Here is a 15,804-nt window from a genome sequence, read left to right as displayed (position 1 = left end):
GGAGTCCTCCCGGACGGGGCAGTCAGCGGTGAAGCAGGAAATCCCTGGGGCGACCCAGGGACTCCCCTCCCTTTAGGGAGGGGAGGATGTCAAGACGGTCGGTAACGCGCTCGGACGTGGAAGCGCTCGCCCTGCGGGCCGAGGATGCTGAGGTACTCGACCGGCTGCGGGTCGGCGTTGCCGAACCAGTGCGGCAGGTGGGTGTCGAACTCCGCGACCTCACCGGCCGTCAGCACGAGGTCCTGGTCGCCGAGGATGAGGCGCAGGCGACCGTTGAGGACGTACAACCAGTGATATCCCTCGTGTGAACGGAGGTCGGGTTCGGTGCCGGCCGGGCTCGTGGGAAGGATGTGCTTGAACGCCTGCAGGCCGCCGGGCTTGCGCGTCAGCGGGATGACGGTCATGCCGTTGCGGGTGATCGGCCGGGGATAGACCCGCGGGTCGCCGCTGGCCGGGGCGCCGACCAGTTCGTCGAGCGGCACCTGGTAGGCCCGCGCCAGGGGCAGCAGCAGTTCCAGGCCCGGCTTGCGTTGCCCGGACTCCAGGCGGGACAGGGTGCTGATCGGAATGCCCGTGGTCTCCGACAGCGCGGTCAGCGTCGTTCCGCTGCGGCGTCGCAACTGGCGCAGGCGCGGCCCTACGGCGCTCAGCACGGTGTTGATCTCGTCGTCGGCCTCGTCACGCATGCCCACATTTTGCGGTTTTCGCAAAGTCCTTTGTCAAGCCGTCGTGGTTCGAGGAATGTTGGCGCCGGAGGTGCTTCCTATGACCGAACAGCACACGCACGGCAGCGCACAGTTCTGGGACGACAGGTACCGAAGCCGGGAGCAGTTGTTCAGCGGCAACCCCAACGGCGTGCTGGTCGCCGAGGTCGCCCAACTGCGCCCGGGGCGCGCGCTCGACCTGGGATGCGGCGAAGGCGCCGACGCGCTCTGGCTGGCCCGTCACGGCTGGCGGGTCACCGCGGTCGACATCTCCCACGTCGCCCTGCAACGCGCCGCCGCCGAGGACAGCGCCGGTCGCGTGGTGTGGGAACACGCCGACCTGGCCACCACGCCACCGCCGGCCGGATCGTTCGACCTGGTTTCGGCCCAGTACTTCCCGCTGCGACGCCGGCCGGAGCACACCGCGTTACGCGGCCTGCTCGCCGCGGTCGCACCCGGCGGAACCCTCCTCATCGTCGGCCATGACCTCGCTGACCTCGCCGACCTCCCGCCGCGGCACGAACACGACCTCGACCCCGCCGACTTCTACGAGCCCAAGGACGTCGCCGATCTCCTCGACGAGCACTGGGCCATCCTGATCAACGAGACCCGCCCACGAACGACTCCCGCGCCACCCGGGACACACCACCGAAGCGACACCGTACTGCGAGCGCAACGGCGTCCATGACCGGTTACCGCCCGTCCTGGCCCGCCTGCGGGTGGAGCGCCGTTCGTAGTGCGAGCGGGGGGTGGGCGAACCAACCCTTCGCTCGTGCCCGGCGAGACGGTCGTAGGTTGGCGACGATCGCACGCCGGTCGGCCGCCCAGGCGTGCAGGGCGCCCGTGCCGGCGTGCCGGGCGGCGAGACGATCGCACGCCGCCTCGGACCACCACAGGCCGGCGACGGCGACCACCGGCACACCGACGAACGCGATGGCCATCGCGCGGGGATCGAAGCTGACCAAGGCGGCGAGAATCAGGCCATAGCTTAGGACGCCGACCAGGCCCCGGCGCATGCCGTCGCGGCGGGCGAGGTGAGCGATCTCGTGCCACAGCACGAAACGCAACGGCTCCGGCTGATGCTCGGTGTGCCCGGAGAGCACGATCCATGCTCGCCGGCCCAGCCGGTAACAGCGGTCCTGGGCGATTCCGGGCCGGATGCGTATCTCGAGCTGACGTAGGCCGAGGCGGTTCAGCATCGGCTGGATGTCCTCCGGCGCGAGAACGGTTGTCGGCGCCAGCGCGGTGAGCCGCCGGATCTGCCGCCGGGATCCGAGCGGACTGAGCATCAGTGGAATGAGCGTCGCCACCGTGCCCACGGTCAGGACGAGTTCGGGACCGGATGTGTCCCAGCTGACGGCCAGCACCGCGGCGTACAACAGGGCGCAGGGGATGAGATTGCCCACCACGCCGGCGATGGTCCGCAAGCGGCCGGGCATGAGGTCCGCGCGAGAGCCCATATCCGCCAGGATCGGCCGGGCGGGGCTGACGCCCGTCTCCTGGCAGCAAGCGCCGTGGTCCTGCTCGGCCAGGGCCGCGCGCACCTCCGCCGGGTCGGTCCCCGCGGCGCGCAGCAACTCCGCCGCCGGGCTTGCTTCCGGGCCTGCTTCCTGGCCCGCTTCCTGGCCGAGGAGCGCGAAGAGGAGGTCGACGGTCGTCGCATGGTCGTGGCCGGACGCGCGCGCTTGCCGGATGCCGCGTTCGAGCGCTTCCTTGAGCTCCGCCGCGAAGGGGACCCGTGCGTCACCCTGGTGCTCCGGCTTCGGCGGGAAGAGCGTCGCGCCGACCTCGCGAAGCCGTTCGGAGCTCAAGCCCAGCGCGTGCCGCGCACCACCCTCGGCATCGGCCAGGCCGAGCAGCAGGTGATAGCTGCCGACCTGCTCGGCACCGAGCGTGTGGGCCGCTTCCGAAGCCAGCACGGTCGCCCGAAGCGCTTGATCCGTCACCTGCATGATCCGCACCACCTCGATGGGGGATCGTGCCACATCCGACCACGCGCGTGGCACCCGTCCTTGTCGTGCTGATTAACTAGTGTTCTACTTGACCGTGACAATCTGATCGGAGGGACGGAGCGTGATCAACTTCCATGTCGACCGGTCCAGCAGCGTTCCCGCGTACGCACAGCTGATCAGGCAGGTGCGCGAGGGACTGCGGATGGGACTGCTGCATCCCGGGGACCAGCTCCCCACCGTGCGCAGCGTGGTGACCTCGTGCACGGTCAACCCGAGCACGGTATTGAAGGCCTACCGGGAGCTGGAGCTGGCCGGCCTGGTGGAGGCACGGCAGGGGTCGGGCACGTTCGTCAGCGGCACGCTGGGCGACGCGGATCCCCATGTCATGGCCCGGCTGCGCAGCGGCCTGTCCCGGTGGCTCGGTCAGGCCCGCGAGGCGGGTCTGGAGGACGAGGACGTCCAGGCGCTGTTCACCTCGGTGATCGCGGAGGACTCACTGCGCCGGGCGCAGGCCGGCAACGGCCCGCCGCGGACGGAACCGGTGGCGCGCACCGCGTTCGGGAAGAAGGGTGACGCCGCATGAACGACCAGTCGATCGTCGTTGAAGCCCGAGATGTGAGCAAGCGCTACGGCAACGTGTGGGCGCTGCGGGAGTGCGGTTTCCAGCTGCCCGCCAACCGCATCGTCGCGCTCGTCGGCGCCAACGGCGCGGGCAAGTCGACGCTGATGAGCATCATCAGCGGCATGCTGCCGGCCACCTCCGGAACGCTGCTGGTCAACGGCCGTCCGGTGGTGAAGGGCGGGACCGGCGGTGCGGACGTCAACAGCCGCGTGGCGATCCTGGCGCAGGACAAGCCGCTGTACCGGGACTTCACCGCGGCGGACATGCTGCGCTTCGGACGGTGCACCAACCGCGTGTGGGACCAGCGGCGGGCGCTGTCCTGGCTGGAGCGCTTCGACGTGCCGTTGGACCGCCGCTGCGGCAAGCTGTCCGGAGGCCAGAAGGCACAGGTCGCACTCGCGGTCGCCCTGGGGTCCCGCCCCACCGTGCTGCTGCTGGACGAACCGCTGGCCAACCTCGACCCGGTGGCCCGCACCGAGGTGACCGGCGAGCTGCTGGCCGAGACGGCCGACAGCGACATGACGGTGATGCTCTCGACCCACATCGTGGCCGAACTCAGCGGCGTCGGCGACCACCTGCTGCTGCTCGACGCGGGCCGTCCCGTGCTGACCGGCGACGTCGAGCAGCTGCTCGCCCGCCACCTCCGATTCACCGGACCCCGAGCGGACCGGCCGCCGACCCCCGGCACGATCCTGCAGGTGCAGCATGCCGACCGGCAGTCGACCTTCGTCGTCCAGCTGCCCGACGCGGCCGTCGCGCCCGCCATCGTCGCACCCGGATGGACCGCCCAGCCCATTTCCCTCGACGAGCTGATCGTCACCCATCTCAAGGCGTCGTACCGGGCGCGAAAGGATCTGGAGGTTACGGCATGAGCGGTACGGAGCGAAGCGGAGTGGCCGCTCATCAGGAATGCAGGTTCAGCTCGTGCCGCTGCCGGAGCGAAGCGGAGGTGACGGCGTGAGCGCGCTGACGCACCGACCGCCGGCCGTGAACCGCCCGGACGGCCGGGAATCCGCCACCGGGCGCGCCGGCGGTGTCTCCGGCATGGTCTGGCTGACCTGGCGCCAGCACCGCTGGGCCCTGCTCGGCTCGCTCGTCCTGACGGCCGTGCTCGTGGGCTGGATGGTCTACCTCTCCATCGACATGACGAGCCTGTACCACCAGTGCCACGACACGGCGTGCCCGCCGTTCTCCCCACAGCGCGCGACGCTCTGGGCCGACTTCGGCCCGATCCGGCAGGCCGAACGCCTGGGGCTGGTGGTGCGGTACTTGCCGCTGCTGATCGGCGTGTTCATCGGTGTTCCGGTGCTGGCCCGCGAGCACGAGCAGCGGACCCTGCTGCTGGCCTGGAGCCAGGACGTCTCCCCGGTGCGCTGGCTGTGGACCAAGCTGGCCCTGCTCGGCCTGTTCGTGGCGACCCTGACCGCCGTGCTCTCCGCCGCCACCCAACATCTGGCGCACGTGTACTCCAACATTGTCGGCGGCGGCCTGTTCGACGAATCGAGTTTCCTGGTCACCGGAATGCTCCCGCTCGCGAGTGGCGTCTGCTGGTTTGCGGTCGGCGTCGCGCTCGGCGCTGTCATCAGGCGCACGCTCCCAGCCATATTCGCCGTCATCGCGGGCTTCATCGGCCTGATGCTGGGCGTCCAGTGGCGCTATCCCACCCTGATGAAACCGCTGTCCGTCTACCAGCGCCTCGGCCAACCGGGCCCTCGCGTCGCCGACCCCAACGCCCTGATCGTCGCCGGCCAAATCCAAATCAGCCCCGACTCGGTATCGAACGTGTTCGACTCTCCCGGGCACGAAGTCACCTACGCCGACCTGCACCGCATGTGCCCGAACCTCATGGAAGATCCAAACTCGACCCCCGACTGCCTGGCCCGCAACCATCTCCTGACCTACATGATCTACCAGCCGAGCAGCCGGATCCCTGCCTTCCACCTCATCCTCGACAGCGCCTATCTGGGCCTCGCCGCGGTGGCCCTCGCCGCCGTCTGGCTCATCGTCCGCCGGACCAGCCTCAGCGCGGGCTGAAGCGCATTCGACCGGTGAGCCGAAGTCACGGCCCCCAGACGCAGAACACGAACACGACCACGGCGGCGAGGAGGAGTGCGCCCGTGGTGAGCAGGCGCGGTATCCGGCGGTCGCCGTGCACCCGCGCGGCCGCCCGCCGCCAGTTCCACCGATCCGCCCTCGACAACTCGGCCGGGAGTCGCTCGACGCCTGGGCCGCCGCGCAGCCGGGCCAGCAAGGCATCGACTGCTTCGGCGGTGGCCCCGCGGTCGGCGAGCCAGGTCACGACGTCAGGCGGCCCGGTGCGCACCAGGGCGGCGAGCAGGTGCTCGGTGCCGATGTGCTCGGCCCGCTCGCGCAGCGCGACGAGCCGCGCCTGCTCCAGCATCACCCGTGTGTCGCGGTCGAAGCGCAGGTCCGGTGGAGCACCGCTCACGCTCGCCGGCGGCACGGTGCCGCTGGTCCCGGAGCCAGCGGTGGGCGGCTCAGCGGCGGACGGCGGCTCAGCGGTGGACGGCGGGCCGCCACGCTCGCCACTCTCCGTAAGTTCGGCGGTGGACGGCGGTTCGGCGGACGGCGGCTCAGCGGTGGACGGCGGTTCGGCGGGCGGCGATTCGGCGGTGGGTGGCGGCTCGGTGGGTGGCGGTTCGGCGGCGGGGGCGTGCCAGACCTCGGCGGTGTTGCCCGTTGGCGTGGACAAGGCCGCCGCCAGGTCCGGCAGGGTCATCTGGCGCCGCTTCGCGGCGAGGGCGAGGCTCGGGATACGCGCGAGCACCGCCCGGGTGTCGGTCGTCGTCCGCTCGAACACAGCAATCTTTCTACCCGACGCGGGTCGGTGGGTGAAAGGCACCTGAAGCGTGTGACATCGTTGTCACGACGCGGATCGCGGCCGGGTTCAGCGTGCCGAAATACCGCGGGCCACGAGCTCGGTGGGCAGCACCACCGCGCGCGGCCAGGACCGGTCTCCGTCGATCCGGCGGAACAGCAGCTCGGTGGCGGCCCGGGCCAGCTCGCGGGTGTCGTAGGCGATCACCGTCAGCGGGTACGGCACCAGGCGGGCCAGCTCGAAGTCGTCGAACGCGAGCAGCGCGGCGTCGCTGCCGCGCCGGTGCAGTTCTTCGATCACGCCGAGGGTGATCCGGTTGTTCAGGCTGAAGAAGGCCGTCGGCGGATCCGGTTGCTCGAGCAGTTCCCCGACGACGCGGCTGGCCGCCGCCGGGTCGCGGACGCCGTCGCAGACCAGCCGGTTGTCGTACGGCGCGCCCGCCTCGACCAGTGCCTCCTGTGCGCCGTCGAGCCGCTCGCGCATCGTGTAGACGCCGATCGAGTCGAGCAGGACGGCGACCCGGCGATGGCCCGCCTCGACGAGCCGGCGCACCCCGGCCCGCGCACCCCCGCGGTTGTCGAGCAGCACCGTGTCGGCGAGCAGGTTGCCGGCCGGCCGGTCGAGAAAGACCACGGGAGTGCCGAGCTCGACCTCGGCGCGCAGGAACGAGTGGTCGTGCCCGGCCGGCACCACGAGCAGCCCGTCGACCCGGCGGGCGCACATGTCCCGCAGCAGTTGCTGCTCGCGCGCCGGGTCCTCCTCGGAACTGGCGATGATGAGCATCGTGTCGCGTTGCCGGGCGACCTCGGCGGCCGCTCCCGCGATCGTCGCGTAGAACGGGTTGGCGATCTCCTCGATGAGCAGCCCGATCGTGGCGGTCGCCTGCCCGGAGCGCAGCGACCTGGCCAGGTGGTTGCGGCGGAAGCCGAGCTCGGCCACGGCGGCGAGCACCCGCTCGGCCAGCTCCGGCTGGACGTGGGGCGCGTCGTTCACGACCCGCGAGACGGTCTTCAGGCTCACTCCGGCACGGGCGGCCACGTCCGACATCGTGGGCCGCCTCGTACGGCCGAGGTCGCTGGTCACACGACAGACGATACGGTGCGCCGGCCGGCATCGTGACAACGATTTCCGATCTCGCCCGCCGCCGCCCTGGTTGCCCGCCGACGGCACTCGCCGGCGAGCAGCGGTTTTGTCGCCGTGTCGAGGCGATGAGCAGCGGAAGCCCGCGCTTCATTTCAGGGAAATTACACGAGTGTATCTTGACAACGTTGTCAGATGGCGAAACGCTAGCGATCTCCACCGGGCGTGCCTTGGGGCGTACGTCCACCATCCCCCAGGAGATCCGCATGAAGGTGCCCAGCGGCGCACCCGCCGCTCACCCCTTATTGCGCCGTCGGTTTGCGACGGCCGCCGCATTGCTACTGCCGGTCGGCCTGCTCGTCGCCGCAACCGCGGCGAGCGCCGCGGGGCCGCCCGGCGACTTCAGCTCCTCGTTCGAGTCGAACGACCCGAAACCTGCGACGACTACCGTCGAGCTCGACGCGAACGGCAAACCGGTTCAGGCGAATCTGAGCGGATCGAGCCTCAGCGGACTGCCCGGCAGCCTGCTCGGCCAGGTCAGCGCGGTGACCGCGAGTGCGGAGAACCCGCCGAACGAAACCGCGGTGAAGCTCAAGGACGGCAATTCGTCGACCAAATGGCTGGCGTTCAACCCGACCGGCTGGGTCGCCTACCAGATGGAGAAGCCCGCGGCGGTCGTGAAGTATTCGCTGACCTCCGCGAACGACGTGCCGGCCCGCGACCCCAAGGACTTCACCGTACAGGGGTCCAACGACGGCACCACGTGGACCGACCTGGACAGACGGACGGGACAGAGCTTCAGCGGACGGTTCGCCACCAACACCTACAGCTTCACCAACACGACTTCCTACGGGTACTACCGGCTGAACATCACCGCGAACTCCGGTGACTCGATCGTCCAGCTCGCCGACTGGGACATCAGCGACGGCTCGAACAGCAGGCCGCCGTCCACCCCGATGGTCAGCGTCGTGGGCACCGGCCCGGCCAGCGGCTACAACATGAAGACGAGCGCCGGATTCACCGGCCTGGCGTCGCTGCGATACTCGGGCGGCGCCGAGGCCGACGGCCGCTCGTACGCGACCAACAAGCTGTTTGACGTGAACATCCCGGTCGGACCGAAGAGCCGGCTGTCCTACAAGATCTTCCCCGAGTACACCGGGCAGGACGCCCAGTACCCGTCCACGTACGCCGCCGTCGACCTGCACTTCACCGACGGCAGCTACCTCAGCGGGCTCTCGGCGATCGACCAGCATGGGTACGCACTCACCGCCGCCGGGCAGGGCGCCTCGAAGGTGCTCTACGCCGACCAGTGGAACGCGGTGCAGTCCGACATCGGGGCGGTCGCGAACGGCAAGACGATCGACCGCATCCTGCTGGCCTACGACGATCCTCAGGCCACCGCCGCGACCCGGTTCCAGGGCTGGATCGACGACGTCACCGTGGCGGGCACGCCGGCGTCGATCGACGGCTCCAGCCTGACCAACTACGTCGACACCCGGCGGGGGACCAACGCGTCGGGCTCGTTCTCGCGCGGCAACAACCTGCCGCTCTCGGCGGTGCCGAACGGCTTCAACTTCTTCACGCCGGTCACCAACGCCACCTCCAACTCGTGGGAGTACGAGTACCAGCGGACCAACAACGCGGCCAATCTGCCCACCCTGCAGGGACTCGCGATCTCGCACGAGCCCAGCCCGTGGATGGGCGACCGTAACCAGATGTCGGTCATGCCGGTGCCGGCCGGCGGTTCCCTCACCGGGACGCCGAGCAGCCGGGCCCTCGCGTTCAGCCACAACGACGAGACCGCGCAGCCCGACTTCTACCGGGTCAAGATGACCAACGGCCTGATCGCGCAGATGTCGCCCACGGACCACGGCGGCATCATGCAGTTCACCTTCCCCACGGGGACCACCGGAAGCCTCGTCTTCTACAACGGCACGTTCACCATCGGCACGGACGGCACCTTCACCGGCTGGGTCGACAACGGCAGTGGCCTGTCCGTCGGTCGCAGCCGGATGTTCGTGTCCGGCACGTTCGACCGGGCGCCGAAGACGACCTCGGCCACGTCCGCCACGTTCGACACCTCGGCGAACCAGCAGGTGACGCTGAAGCTCGCGACGTCGTTCATCTCCGTCGACCAGGCCCGCAAGAACCTCGACCTGGAGGTCACCGGCCGTAGCTTCGACGAGGTCCGTGCCGCCGCGAAGGCGGCGTGGAACGACCGGCTCGGCCGGATCGACGTCCGCGGCGCGACCGAGACGCAGCTGGTTTCGCTGTACTCGAACCTGTACCGCCTGAACCTGTACCCGAACTCGCAGTCGGAGAACACCGGCACCGCCGCCGCGCCGCGCTGGCAGTACGCGAGCCCGGTCTCGGCGGCGACCGGCACGTCGACCGCTACCACCACCGGCGCGAAGATCGTCGACGGGCAGATCTACGTCAACAACGGGTTCTGGGACACCTACCGGACCGTCTGGCCGGCGTACTCGCTGCTGTACCCGGACGTCGCGGCGAAGATCGCCGACGGGTTCGTCCAGCAGTACCGCGACGGCGGGTGGATCGCCCGCTGGTCGTCGCCCGGTTACGCCGATCTGATGACCGGTACGAGCTCGGACGTCGCGCTGGCCGAGGCGTACCTCAACGGCGTCACGCTGCCCGACGCGCTCGGCGCGTACAACGCGGCGGTCAAGGACGCGACGGTCGCGTCCGGGCGCAGCGGGGTCGGCCGCAAGGGCATCGAGACGTCGCTGTTCCTCGGCTACACGCCGACCTCCACGGGCGAGTCGGTGTCGTGGGCGCTGGAAGGGTTCATCAACGACTACGGCATCGGCAACATGGCCGCGGCCATGGCCAAGGACCCGGCCACGCCGAAGGAGGAGCGTAACCGCCTCAAGGAGGAGTCGCAGTACTTCCTGCAGCGGGCCCGCAACTACGTCAACCTCTTCGACCCGAACACGAAGTTCTTCCAGGGGCGTGACGCCTCCGGCAACTTCCGCGCCGACAACCCGCTGGACTGGGGTGGCGTCTACACCGAGACCAACGGCTGGAACTTCGCGTTCACCGCGCAGCAGGACGGCCAGGGCCTGGCCAACCTGTACGGCGGGCAGCAGGCGCTGAAGCAGAAGCTCGACGACTTCTTCGCCACGCCGGAGAACGCCGACCACCCCGGCGGCTACGGCGGCACGATCCACGAGATGCTGGAGGCGCGTGCGGTGCGCATGGGCCAGCTCGGCATGAGCAACCAGCCGTCGCACCACATCCCGTACATGTACGACTTCGTCGGCGCGCCGCAGAAGACGCAGGCGATCGTGCGGGAGATCCTGCAGCGCCTCTACGTCGGCAGCGAGATCGGCCAGGGCTACCTGGGTGACGAGGACAACGGCGAGATGTCGTCGTGGTACGTCCTCAGCTCGCTGGGCCTGTACCCGCTGCAGGCCGGCTCGTCGAACTGGGCCATCGGTTCGCCGCAGTTCAGCCAGATGACCGTCCACCGCAAGAGCGGCGACATCGTCGTCAACGCGGCGAACAACAGCACGAAGAACGTCTACGTGCAGAGCGTGAACGTCAACGGCAAGAAGCAGAAGGTCACCTCCATCGACTCGTCCGTCCTCGTGAACGGCGGCACCATCGACTTCCAGATGGGACCGAACCCGTCGTCGTGGGGCACCAGCAACAACGAGGCACCGCCGTCGCTGACCAACGGCAACGCGGTGCCCAAGCCGCTGCAGGACACCACCGGCCCCGGTCTCGGCACCGCGACCGCGACCGGCGGCCAGGACGCGTCGAAGCTGTTCGACGACTCGTCGACCACGCAGATGACGTTCGCCTCCGGCACGCCGGAGATCACCTGGGCGTACCGCGGCGGCAAGCAGGCGCCGACGTACTACACCCTCACCTCGGGTGCGAAGGCTGGCGACCCGACGGACTGGCAGCTGCAGGGCTCCGCCGACGGGATCACCTGGACCACCGTCGACTCCCGCAGTGGCCAGGTGTTCCCGTGGCGCAACCAGACCCGGCCGTTCCGGATCGACAACCCGGGGCAGTTCGCGCAGTTCCGCCTGGTCGTCACGAAGACCACCGGTGCCACGCAGATGAACCTCGCCGAGATCGAGCTGCTCGCCGGCGGCGACGTCCAGCTCGGTGGCGGCGTCATCACGGTCACCAGCGTGGGCACCGTCCACGCGATGTCCGACGCCGCGGTGTCGGTGCCGCTGGCCTCCGTCACCGGGGGCACCGCCACCGGTTACAAGGCCACGATCGACTGGGGTGACGGCACGCCGGCCACCACCGGCACCACGACCCCGAGCTCGCGGGCCGTGTACAACGTCGGCGGCTCGCACACCTACACCAAGCCCGGCTACTACCAGGCCTCCGTCACGGTGACCGACGGGACCAGCCAGGGCTCGGCGACGGTCGCCGTCGACGTGGCCTACACGCCGAAGTCCAGCCTGACCGCCGCGTTCGACACCGTCTGCATCGGCGACGAGGGCGTCCTCGCCGCCAACTGCGACGCCAAGAACTGGGCGTACTCCCGGGCCGCACTCGCGGCGGGGGGCGTGACCCAGGGTCAGCCGCACGGGGTTCCCGGAACGGCGCTGAACTTCACGCTGTCCGCGACCCCGGCCGGTCAGCCGGACAACGCGGTCGGTAACGGCAAGACGATCGTGCTCAACCTGCCGGCCGACGCCAAGAGCATCTCGTTCATCGGCGCCGGTACGCAGGGCAACCAGAGCACCACCGGCACGGCGAGGTTCAGCGACGGCACCACCGCCAGCATCCCGATCCAGATGAGCGACTGGACGCTGGGCGGCAACCCCAACGGCACGCCGTCCTACGGCAACATCATCGTTGCCAGGACCGGGTACCGACTGCTCGGCACGAGCCGGGATGGCGCCCAGCCGTTCCTGTTCGCCACCGCGCCGTACCAGATCCCGGCGGGCAAGACGCTCGTGTCGGTGACCCTGCCGACGCAGACCGGCGACCCGGGCTCGGCCGGCCGGATCCACGTGTTCGCCATCGCCAACGACGGCACGCCGGCCGCGGCGCTGGTGACCACGGCCCCGAAGGACCAGACGGCCACCGTCGGGCAGGCGCTCAACGCGGCGCTCGGTTCGGTGACCGGCGGCGTCACCGACTCGACCGGCTACCACGCCAGTGTCCAGTGGGGTGACGGCACGGTTCCGCAGGACGCCGCGGTCAACGCGTCCGGTGCGATCAGCGGACAGCACACGTACACGCAGAGCGGCACCTACACGGTGCACGTCACCGTGTGGGACACGCTGTCGAGCAGCACCGTGACGTTCACCGTGACGGTGGGAGGACCCGGGGCGCAGCCGACGATCTCGGCATCGCCGTCCGCCGGTGCCGGTGACACGATCACCGTCAACGGCACCGGGTTCGCCGCCGGCGAGCAGGTGAGCGTCACGCTCAGCACGGCGGGCAACGTGACGGTCAAGGCCTCCGCGGCGGGCGCGGTGCACGCGTCGATCGCGGCACCGCGTGACGCGGAGCCCGGCCTGTACGCCGTCACCGCCGAGGGCGCATCTTCGCAGGCCCCGGCGACGGCCACCGTCGAGGTGACCGGGCAGCAGGCCCAGCCTGCGTACCAGCCCCAGGTGACCCTGTCGGACACCGAGGGCCAGCGCGGCACGGCGATCACCGTCGACGGTTCCGGGTTCGCCCGCAACGAGGCGGTCACGATCACCTTCGGTGACGGCCTGCACGCCATGACCGTTCACGCGAACGGCGATGGCGTCATCTCCGGCGCAACCATCAGCGTTCCGGGGGCTGCGGAGCCGGGTTCGACCAGCATCACGCTGGCCGGCGCCGATTCGGCGACCCGGGTCGAGCTGCCCTTCACGGTCACCGACGCGAACTGAGCCGAGGGAGTAGTCAAAGCCGCCGGTGAGCGACCCCGCTCACCGGCGGCTTTGCCGCACGATGCGTGATGCCGGCCGCCGGCAGACGCATTTAGGAGTTTCGTGCCGATAGGTCCGTATGTTCATTTGGCGCAAGTGGATCTTCCTGCCGCATTCATAGCTTGATATCAATCTCCGGACACCACCCCTTTACAACAGGAGTGCGACGTGCGGAGAACCCGACTCGTTACCCTCACCCTGAGCCTGGCGGCCGCCCTCGTCGCCACGTTCGCGGCCGCAGCCCCCGCCAACGCCGCCGCCACCGATCGCTACATCGCCCTCGGCGACTCGTACGCCTCCGGTGTCGGTGCCGACAGCTACACCGCCGAGAGCGGCTCGTGCCAGCGCAGCACCAACGCCTACTCGGCCCTGTACAACGCCAACGTCAAGCCCGCCTCGTACCGCTCGGTCGCCTGCTCAGGCGCCACGACCGCCGACGTGATCAACACCCAGCTCTCCGCCCTGTCGTCGACCACCACCCTGGTCAGCGTCACCGTCGGTGGTAACGACGTCGGGTTCTCCAGCATCATGACCACCTGCGTGCTGTATGGCGAGACCGACTGCATCGCCGCCGTGCAGGCCGCCGAGGACAAGGTGCGCGGCGAGCTGCCGTCGAAGCTCGCCGGCGTCTACAACGGCATCAAGGGCCGGTCGCCTTCGGCCCGGGTGGTAGTCGTCGGCTACCCGGTCTTCTACCAGCTCGGCACGATCTGCATCGGGCTGAGCGCGAACTCCCGCGCGAAGATCAACGAGGGCATCAACCTGCTCGACGACGTCACCAAGACGGCCGCCACCGCGGCCGGGTTCAAGTTCGCCGACGTCCGGTCGATCTTCGTGGGCCACCAGCTCTGCAGCTACGGCGAGAAGTGGCTGCACGCGCTCAACTACGCCAGCCTCGGCATCTCCTACCACCCGACCGCCGCCGGCCAGTCCGGTGGCTTCTACCCGGTCTTCCTCTCCGCCGCCGGCTGATCGGCGGCCACGTCCGGGCGGGCGCGCCCCCGCCCGGACGTGCCGGCGCCGGCGTGACCGTAGGCCGACCGGGTCGCTCCGTAGCCGGCGAGCGCCAGCAACAGCCCGAGTGCCAGGCCGGCCAGGGCGATCGACAAGTCGGTGTCGGCACCGTTGACCGGTGGATTGTGGGCGAGGAAGGTCAACGCCCTGCCTGCCGCCGTGCCGCCGAAGTACAGGATCAGCAAGGACAACAGCAGGGTCATGAAGCATGCGCCCGCGACAGCGACCAGCCGGGCCAGGGGAACGTCGCGCGCGGCCGCCAGGGCGAGCGACACGGCGACCGGTGCGACGAGCAGCGAGCCGTAGGAGGCGGAGCCGCTGCTGGGCCACGCCGCCAACGCGGCCACGACGACGAATACACCGACCAGCCCGGCGCGGGTGGCGGTGAGTCGTCGCGCGACCAAGCTCACCGCGATCACCGCGAACATCACCACCAGGCCCGACTTGATCACGAGCAGCGCGTCCTCGACCCGGACAAAGTCCGGTCGCGTGACGGGCTCGTCCCACGGAGTGGTGATCAGCGTGGACGTGACCGCGAGGACCGCTGCGGTGCCGGCGGCCAGATGCTTCGCGGCGGCGGGGCCCGCGGGTCGGCCGGTCGAGAGACGTGCACCGACCACGGCGGTCGCGAAGAAGCCGAGAACACCGCCGACGCCGAGCCACGCGGCGGCGGCATGACCAGAGACGTCGATCCGGTCCAGCCACACGTCGGCGATCAGCCAGACGACGGTGCCGACGGCGCCGGTGATGACGCCGCGCACCCGACCGTCGACGATCAGGATCACCCCGGCAAGGGCCAACAGGATCGCCATCTGCCGGACGTCGCGGGGCCAGTAGGTGTTGTTGCCGGCAAGGTCCGGAAAACTCTCACCCGTCTGCGGGTCGGTCCAAAATCCGTTCGGCTGCATGAACGGCTGATAGATCGCCAGGCTCAAGGCCCAGATCACGGCCGCGATGACACCGGACAGCCCACCCGCAACGGCTTGCCAGCTGATCCGCACAGACCGATCATCTGACCTTCACGCCCCCGATGCAATGAGCGTGGTCCGGGACCGCCTTCAGCTATTCGCCGCGGCCCGCTCAAGATCAGCGATGGTGAACGTGGGCGCCGTGTCGCTGATCGTGGCCACCGTCCCGGCCGAGTCAACCGGGTATTGCCCTTGGTCGGGATTGAGCAGCGACGCAGGGGCATCGGGGAAGACGCTCAGAAACAGGATGTACCGGCCGCCCTCGCGCAGCGGCTTGGCGCCTGCCTCACGGAACGTCTTTCCGTCCAGCGTGCCGCCGAGCTGCTTGACCGCAACCGCAGTGCCGACCTTGACATCACCCTTGTACGCCTTGAGCGCTTTTGCTTGGTACACCGTCACGACGATCGGCGTGGTGGTGGCATCTTCCCCCTTGCCCATGCCGGCGTTCGGGTTCAACTGCGGGTCGTTCGCCGGCGGGGTCGAAGAACGCAGGTATTGCGTTTTCGCACCCTGATCGACGGTGGCCTCGATGACAAGGTCAGCCTTTTGGAACAATGCCGGCAAGTCGGGGTATGACGGGTAATCGGCACGATATTCGATGACCTGCTGCTGACCCGTCAACGCGGACCGCGTGTCGCCGTGACCGCATCCGGCCAGCGCCACAAGAAGCATGCTCGTCACGGCGGTCGAGCGAAGTGTCCTGACAAACA

General features: G+C 69.6%; 12 protein-coding genes. 6 read left to right on the top strand and 6 right to left on the bottom strand.

Annotated elements, in window-relative coordinates; translation table 11 throughout:
• Positions 1 to 89: 89 nt before the first annotated feature.
• Positions 90 to 686: a helix-turn-helix domain-containing protein gene (locus ACGFI8_RS44265; protein WP_392814162.1), complete on the bottom strand. Its 597-nt coding sequence runs from the start codon at positions 684 to 686 to the stop codon at positions 90 to 92.
• Positions 687 to 765: 79 nt separating this feature from the next.
• On the opposite strand from ACGFI8_RS44265, the gene ACGFI8_RS44260 reads away from it, so the two are divergent.
• Positions 766 to 1,392 (top strand): class I SAM-dependent methyltransferase, encoded by a 627-nt coding sequence (locus ACGFI8_RS44260; RefSeq protein ID WP_392814159.1) that lies wholly within the window; start codon positions 766 to 768, stop codon positions 1,390 to 1,392.
• A gap of 4 nt (positions 1,393 to 1,396) precedes the next feature.
• On the opposite strand, the gene ACGFI8_RS44255 is transcribed toward ACGFI8_RS44260, so the two are convergent.
• Positions 1,397 to 2,656 (bottom strand): Clp protease N-terminal domain-containing protein, encoded by a 1,260-nt coding sequence (locus ACGFI8_RS44255; RefSeq protein ID WP_392814157.1) that lies wholly within the window; start codon positions 2,654 to 2,656, stop codon positions 1,397 to 1,399.
• A 121-nt stretch (positions 2,657 to 2,777) separates the two neighbouring features.
• Here ACGFI8_RS44255 and ACGFI8_RS44250 point away from each other — a divergent pair, with 121 nt between their 5' ends.
• The 3 genes from ACGFI8_RS44250 to ACGFI8_RS44240 all read left to right on the top strand — a co-directional run bounded on the left by ACGFI8_RS44250 (position 2,778) and on the right by ACGFI8_RS44240 (position 5,312).
• On the top strand, positions 2,778 to 3,239 hold the full coding sequence (locus tag ACGFI8_RS44250) for a GntR family transcriptional regulator (RefSeq protein ID WP_392814155.1): 462 nt from the start codon (positions 2,778 to 2,780) through the stop codon (positions 3,237 to 3,239).
• A complete protein-coding gene (locus ACGFI8_RS44245) occupies positions 3,236 to 4,150 on the top strand; it encodes an ATP-binding cassette domain-containing protein (RefSeq protein WP_392814154.1) in 915 nt (304 codons plus the stop codon). Before ACGFI8_RS44250 ends, ACGFI8_RS44245 begins: the two co-directional genes overlap by 4 nt.
• A gap of 85 nt (positions 4,151 to 4,235) precedes the next feature.
• A complete protein-coding gene (locus ACGFI8_RS44240; protein WP_392814151.1) occupies positions 4,236 to 5,312 on the top strand; it encodes an ABC transporter permease in 1,077 nt (358 codons plus the stop codon).
• A 25-nt stretch (positions 5,313 to 5,337) separates the two neighbouring features.
• On the opposite strand, the gene ACGFI8_RS44235 is transcribed toward ACGFI8_RS44240, so the two are convergent.
• Together ACGFI8_RS44235 and ACGFI8_RS44230 are read right to left on the bottom strand one after the other, a co-directional pair.
• Positions 5,338 to 6,099: a hypothetical protein gene (locus tag ACGFI8_RS44235; protein WP_392814149.1), complete on the bottom strand. Its 762-nt coding sequence runs from the start codon at positions 6,097 to 6,099 to the stop codon at positions 5,338 to 5,340.
• 87 nt (positions 6,100 to 6,186) lie between these two features.
• Positions 6,187 to 7,164: a LacI family DNA-binding transcriptional regulator gene (locus ACGFI8_RS44230; RefSeq protein WP_392814165.1), complete on the bottom strand. Its 978-nt coding sequence runs from the start codon at positions 7,162 to 7,164 to the stop codon at positions 6,187 to 6,189.
• A gap of 299 nt (positions 7,165 to 7,463) precedes the next feature.
• Between ACGFI8_RS44230 and ACGFI8_RS44225 the strand changes: the two genes are divergently transcribed.
• Both ACGFI8_RS44225 and ACGFI8_RS44220 read left to right on the top strand, forming a co-directional pair.
• On the top strand, positions 7,464 to 13,073 hold the full coding sequence (locus tag ACGFI8_RS44225; protein ID WP_392814146.1) for a GH92 family glycosyl hydrolase: 5,610 nt from the start codon (positions 7,464 to 7,466) through the stop codon (positions 13,071 to 13,073).
• 207 nt (positions 13,074 to 13,280) lie between these two features.
• Positions 13,281 to 14,084, top strand: coding sequence for an SGNH/GDSL hydrolase family protein (locus ACGFI8_RS44220; RefSeq protein WP_392814143.1), 804 nt, complete (start codon positions 13,281 to 13,283; stop codon positions 14,082 to 14,084).
• On the opposite strand, the gene ACGFI8_RS44215 is transcribed toward ACGFI8_RS44220, so the two are convergent.
• Both ACGFI8_RS44215 and ACGFI8_RS44210 read right to left on the bottom strand, forming a co-directional pair.
• Positions 14,054 to 15,127 (bottom strand): hypothetical protein, encoded by a 1,074-nt coding sequence (locus ACGFI8_RS44215; protein ID WP_392814142.1) that lies wholly within the window; start codon positions 15,125 to 15,127, stop codon positions 14,054 to 14,056. The genes ACGFI8_RS44220 and ACGFI8_RS44215 overlap by 31 nt on opposite strands.
• A gap of 57 nt (positions 15,128 to 15,184) precedes the next feature.
• On the bottom strand, positions 15,185 to 15,775 hold the full coding sequence (locus tag ACGFI8_RS44210; protein ID WP_392814139.1) for a hypothetical protein: 591 nt from the start codon (positions 15,773 to 15,775) through the stop codon (positions 15,185 to 15,187).
• Between the last annotated feature and the right edge of the window lie 29 nt (positions 15,776 to 15,804).

This window comes from Dactylosporangium sp. NPDC048998 (assembly GCF_043197855.1).
Taxonomy (GTDB): Bacteria; Actinomycetota; Actinomycetes; order Mycobacteriales; family Micromonosporaceae; genus Dactylosporangium.
Note: the sequence above shows the minus strand (reverse complement) of the source record. Positions and strands in the feature narration are given on the sequence as shown.

Coding starts and splice junctions, on each gene's coding strand:
- ACGFI8_RS44265 (WP_392814162.1), bottom strand. CDS start 686: ATGCGTGACGAGGCCGACGACGAGATCAACACCGTGCTGAGCGCCGTA.
- ACGFI8_RS44245 (WP_392814154.1), top strand. CDS start 3,236: ATGAACGACCAGTCGATCGTCGTTGAAGCCCGAGATGTGAGCAAGCGC.
- ACGFI8_RS44260 (WP_392814159.1), top strand. CDS start 766: ATGACCGAACAGCACACGCACGGCAGCGCACAGTTCTGGGACGACAGG.
- ACGFI8_RS44225 (WP_392814146.1), top strand. CDS start 7,464: ATGAAGGTGCCCAGCGGCGCACCCGCCGCTCACCCCTTATTGCGCCGT.
- ACGFI8_RS44255 (WP_392814157.1), bottom strand. CDS start 2,656: ATGCAGGTGACGGATCAAGCGCTTCGGGCGACCGTGCTGGCTTCGGAA.
- ACGFI8_RS44230 (WP_392814165.1), bottom strand. CDS start 7,164: ATGTCGGACGTGGCCGCCCGTGCCGGAGTGAGCCTGAAGACCGTCTCG.